General features: G+C 71.9%; 4 protein-coding genes and 1 riboswitch. Of the genes, 3 read left to right on the forward strand and 1 reads right to left on the reverse strand.

Annotation, left to right across the window (positions count from 1 at the left end):
* Nucleotides 1-33: 33 nt before the first annotated feature.
* Both FGF04_RS07580 and FGF04_RS07585 read left to right on the forward strand, forming a co-directional pair.
* Entirely contained in the window at nt 34-642 is a 609-nt protein-coding gene (locus FGF04_RS07580) for a hypothetical protein (protein WP_149510475.1), read from the forward strand.
* 378 nt (nt 643-1,020) lie between these two features.
* The gene (locus FGF04_RS07585) at nt 1,021-1,224 is read left to right on the forward strand and encodes a DUF5999 family protein (RefSeq protein WP_149510476.1); all 204 of its coding nucleotides are present in this window, start codon (nt 1,021-1,023) and stop codon (nt 1,222-1,224) included.
* A 113-nt stretch (nt 1,225-1,337) separates the two neighbouring features.
* Here the strand turns inward: FGF04_RS07585 and gcvP are convergent, their stop codons facing one another.
* Nucleotides 1,338-4,223: an aminomethyl-transferring glycine dehydrogenase gene (gcvP, locus tag FGF04_RS07590; RefSeq protein WP_149510477.1), complete on the reverse strand. Its 2,886-nt coding sequence runs from the start codon at nt 4,221-4,223 to the stop codon at nt 1,338-1,340.
* A 183-nt stretch (nt 4,224-4,406) separates the two neighbouring features.
* A riboswitch (glycine riboswitch) is annotated at nt 4,407-4,502 on the reverse strand.
* Between the two features lie 104 nt (nt 4,503-4,606).
* Between gcvP and FGF04_RS07595 the strand changes: the two genes are divergently transcribed.
* On the forward strand, nt 4,607-4,924 hold a 318-nt coding region (locus FGF04_RS07595; RefSeq protein WP_149510660.1), incomplete at its 3' end, for a PRC-barrel domain-containing protein.

Consider the following 4,924-nt stretch of genomic DNA (forward strand, 5'->3'; position numbering starts at 1 on the left):
CCGCCATGCCTGTCGAATGAGAGGCGACCCACCATGCCGCTGCATGTCCCCCCGGCTCCCGCGCCGGCATTGCGCACCGTCCTCACGGCCCTCGGTTCCCCGACCGCGGTCCGTGAAGCCCGTACCCCGTCCCTCCGCACCGCCCAGGGACCCCTCACCGCCGAACTCCCCCTGCCCGTCCACGTGCTCGACCGGGTCACCCCGGCGGGCACCTCGGCCACCCGGCTGGCCGGCTGGCGCTTCCTCATCCGCTGCCACGAACGCGCCGTGGCCGCCGCGGAGACCAGGCTGACCCCCGACGGCTGGGCCTTCTCCCACTTCTTCGAGGGCCCGTACGTCACCGCGACCGAACGCGCCCTGCGCCAGGCGGAGACGGTGCCGGGGGCGTACCAGCCACGTCTGCTCTCGGTACCCGGGCTCTACATGCTCACACTCTGGCTGCACGGCGATCCGACGGCCGACGGCACCGGGGGCCACCTCGCCCCCACCGACCTGCTGGTGCCCCTGGCGCCCGCACCGCCCGGCATCGCCGCGCACCGTCCGCACCGCGCGGGCGACCTGCTGCCCGTCCTGACCCACCGGCTCACGCCCGCGCTCGCCACCACGCCCACGCCCCCGCCGCTGCTCGGCTCACCCGCCTGAGGGCGCCCCGTCCCGCGTGCCCCGCGACCCCGGCCCGGGTCGCGGGGCACCGTGCTGCGCCCGGGGCCCCTCGGGCGGGTGTCGCCCACAGTGACGCGTGGAGGACGCAGCGCACCCCCGGTCCGTACGGACTAGCCCCATCCGGCCATGGCGAACCACCCGAAGGGACAGCCCAGTTGGACTGAACCGCCCGCACGGGTGATGCGTCATCAACCTGTGAGGAGAGCTGACGCCAAATCCCTGCGGATCGGCGTCCGTGGGGCAACACTGGGTTCCGGACCATCTGACAAACGGGGGGCGGTTATGGACACCAGTTCGAACCGCGGAACAGACCACACATCGATCACCGACCTCACACCGAAGCGAAAGATCCCATCCATGTGCCAGCACCAGCGACCGTGTCCGACAGCCGACTCCGCCGACCGGGAGGCCGCGCTCCTCGTGGCGCACCACCCGGAGCAGGGGTGGAGCCTGCTGTGCAACGGCGTCCTGCTCTTCGAGGACACCGGTGAGATCCTGCCGGACGGCCGGATCATCGCTCCGCACCGGTCACCGGCCATGGACGTGATGACGGCCGCCTGAGCGGCACGGCGCACCACGGGCGGCCGGACAGGCCGCCCGGAACCACGAGGGGCCGGCCCGGGAGGAGATCCCGGTACCGGCCCCGACGCATGCCGCCCCTCGCGGGGGGGGGGTCAGTCCTCGTAGGCGTCCAGGGGCGGGCAGGAGCAGACCAGGTTCCGGTCGCCGTACGCCTGGTCGATCCGGCGCACCGGCGGCCAGTACTTGTCGGCGGCCGAGACCCCGGCCGGGAAGACGGCCTCCTCGCGGCTGTACGCGTGCTCCCAGGCCCCGCCGAGCGCGGCCGCCGTGTGCGGGGCGTTGCGCAGCGGGTTGTCGTCCGCCGCCCACTCGCCCGAGCCGACCTTCTCGATCTCCGCGCGGATGGCGATCATCGCGTCGCAGAACCGGTCGAGCTCGGTGAGGTCCTCGCTCTCGGTGGGCTCGATCATCAGCGTGCCGGCCACCGGGAACGACATCGTCGGCGCGTGGAACCCGTAGTCGATGAGCCGCTTGGCGACGTCGTCGACGCTCACGCCGGTCGCCTTGGTGAGCGGCCGCAGGTCGATGATGCACTCGTGCGCCACCAGCCCGCCGGGCCCCGTGTAGAGGACCGGGAAGTGCGGCTCCAGGCGCTTGGCCACGTAGTTGGCGCTGAGCACGGCGACCTGCGTGGCCCGCTTGAGCCCCTCGCCGCCCATCAGACGGACGTACGCCCAGGAGATGGGCAGGATGCCCGCGGAGCCCCAGGGAGCCGCCGAGACGGGCCCCACGCCGGTCTCGGGACCCGCGGCGGGCTGCAGCGGGTGGTTGGGCAGGTACGGCGCCAGGTGCGCGCGCACCCCGACCGGGCCCACGCCCGGACCGCCGCCGCCGTGCGGGATGCAGAACGTCTTGTGCAGGTTGAGGTGCGAGACGTCGCCGCCGAAGTGGCCCGGCTTGGCCAGCCCCACCAGCGCGTTGAGGTTGGCGCCGTCCACGTAGACCTGGCCGCCCGCCTCGTGCACCCGCGCGCAGATGTCGGCGACGTGCTCCTCGAACACGCCGTGCGTCGAGGGGTACGTGATCATCAGCACGGACAGCTCGTCGCGGTACTGCTCGATCTTGGCCCGCAGGTCCTCGACGTCGATCTCGCCGTCCCCGGCGGTCTTCACGACGACGACCTTCATCCCGGCCATCACCGCGCTCGCCGCGTTCGTGCCGTGCGCGGAGGACGGGATCAGGCAGACGGTGCGCTGCTCGTCGCCGTTGGCCCGGTGGTAGCCGCGCACGGCCAGCAGACCGGCCAGCTCGCCCTGCGAACCGGCGTTGGGCTGCAGCGACACCTTGTCGTAGCCGGTGACCTCGGCGAGACGGTCCTCCAGCTCGGTGATGAGCGTCAGGTAGCCCTGCGCCTGCTCGGCGGGCGCGAAGGGGTGCAGCTGCCCGAACTCGGGCCAGGTGACCGGCTCCATCTCGGTGGTCGCGTTCAGCTTCATGGTGCACGAGCCGAGCGGGATCATGCCCCGGTCCAGCGCGTAGTCGCGGTCCGCGAGCCGGCGCAGGTAGCGCAGCATCGCGGTCTCCGAGCGGTACTGGTGGAAGACCGGGTGCGTGAGGTACTCGTCGGTGCGCAGCAGCGGCTCCGGCAGCGTGTCCCGCGCCGTCGCGTCCAGCGCCGCCACGTCGCCCCCGGTGCCGAACGCCGCCCAGACGGCAGCCAGCTGGGCCCGCGTGGTCGTCTCGTCGCAGGACAGGGACAGGTGGTCCGCGTCCACCAGGTGGAGGTTGACGCCCCCCTCGCGGGCGGCGTCGCGTACGTCGGCGGCCCGGCCCGGCACCCGCACGGTGAGGGTGTCGAAGTACGCCTCGTGGACGACCTCGACGCCGCCCGCGCGCAGGCCCTCGGCGAGGATCGTGGCGTACCGGTGGGTACGCCGCGCGATGGCCCTCAGCCCCTCGGGACCGTGGTAGACGGCGTACATGCCGGCCATGACGGCGAGCAGCACCTGGGCCGTACAGATGTTGCTGGTCGCCTTCTCCCGGCGGATGTGCTGCTCGCGCGTCTGCAGGGCGAGGCGGTACGCCTTGTCGCCGTCCGCGTCGACCGAGACGCCGACGAGCCGGCCGGGCAGGCTGCGCGCGAACTTCTCCCGCACGGCCATGTAGCCGGCGTGCGGCCCGCCGAAGCCCATCGGGACGCCGAAGCGCTGCGTCGTGCCGACCGCGATGTCGGCGCCCAGCTCACCGGGGGAGGTGAGCAGCGTCAGGGCGAGCAGGTCGGCGGCGACGGTGACGACCGCACCCAGCTCGTGCGCCTGCTCGACGACGGGCTTCAGGTCCCGTACGGCACCGGAGGCGCCCGGGTACTGCAGGAGCACGCCGTTGATCTCGCGCCCGGCGAGCGCCTCGGGGATGCCGTCGCTCAGGTCGGCGACGACGACCTCGACGCCGGTGGGCTCGGCGCGGGTCTCGATCACCGCGACGGTCTGCGGCATGGTGTCCGCGTCGATGAGGAAGAGGCCCTTCTTGTTCTTCCCCATGCGCCGCGACAGCGCCATGGCCTCGGCGGCGGCCGTGCCCTCGTCCAGCAGTGAGGCGCCGGAGGTCGGCAGTCCGGTCAGCTCGGCGACCATGGTCTGGAAGTTGAGCAGCGCCTCCAGCCGCCCCTGCGAGATCTCGGGCTGGTACGGCGTGTACGCGGTGTACCAGGCCGGGCTCTCCATGACGTTGCGGAGGATGACGGGCGGGGTGAACGTCCCGTAGTACCCGAGCCCGATCATCGAACCGAGCACCTGGTTGCGGTCGGCGAGGGAGCGCAGCTCGGCCAGCACCTCGGCCTCGGTGCGCGCGTCCGGCAGCGCGAGCGAGTCGGCGTTCTTGATCACGTCCGGCACCGCGGCGGCCGTCAGCTCGTCGAGCGAGCCGTACCCCACCTGCGCGAGCATCTTGGCGCGGGCCCCGGAGTCGGGCCCGATGTGACGCTGCTCGAAGGGGATGCCCTGTTCGAGCTCGGAAAGCGGAATACGAGGGGCTGTCATTGCGGAGGCCTCCTGGTCTGACGACCTTCGGGGGGCACCACGGCGTGGTTGCCCGAACGGCCTCCCCCTCTGTCATCTCAACCTGAGAGTTTCACCGGCTCGCCGCGGGGCGCTCCGGCTTTCACCGTCGGTGAGAGCGGAGCCCGTCGACGACTCGAACACCGCTCTGCTTTCCAGAGTGACCTCGTCCATGCGGTACGTGGGCCTGAGAGATTCCGGGGAGGAGTTGCTCCTTCGGCGCCTCCGGTGGGTCTCGGAGGACTCTCCCGCATGGGGTCAGCAGCCGTTGACCAGCGTACCAGCGGGGGTCCCTCAAGTGGCCGCCTCCCCCAAAGTGCTCTTTCGTAGTGCTTACGGATGAGTTGCGAGCAGCTGGAGGGACCGTGCAGACCGACATCGATCCGCGCAACCTGATAGGCCGCAAGGCGTTCGACCGCAACGGCGCGAGGATCGGCACCGTCGACGAGGTCTACCTCGACGACGCGACCGGCGCACCCGAGTGGGCGGCGATACGCACCGGTCTCTTCGGCCGGGACGCCTTCGTCCCCCTGGAGCCCAGCGAACTGATCGACGGCTCCCTGCACATCCCGTTCGAACGCTCCCTCATCAGGGACGCCCCCGACTTCGGCGTGGGCCGCCACCTCTCCCCCGAACAGGAACTCCAGCTCTACCACCACTACGCCCTGGACGTAGCCCCACCC

Source organism: Streptomyces apricus (genome assembly GCF_008369065.1).
Classification (GTDB): Bacteria; Actinomycetota; Actinomycetes; order Streptomycetales; family Streptomycetaceae; genus Streptomyces; species Streptomyces apricus.

What these genes read in the sequence shown, in the direction of transcription:
- FGF04_RS07580 (WP_149510475.1), top strand. Translation starts at nt 34, where the DNA reads ATGCCGCTGCATGTCCCCCCGGCTCCCGCGCCGGCATTGCGCACCGTC.
- FGF04_RS07585 (WP_149510476.1), top strand. Translation starts at nt 1,021, where the DNA reads ATGTGCCAGCACCAGCGACCGTGTCCGACAGCCGACTCCGCCGACCGG.
- gcvP (WP_149510477.1), bottom strand. Translation starts at nt 4,223, where the DNA reads ATGACAGCCCCTCGTATTCCGCTTTCCGAGCTCGAACAGGGCATCCCC.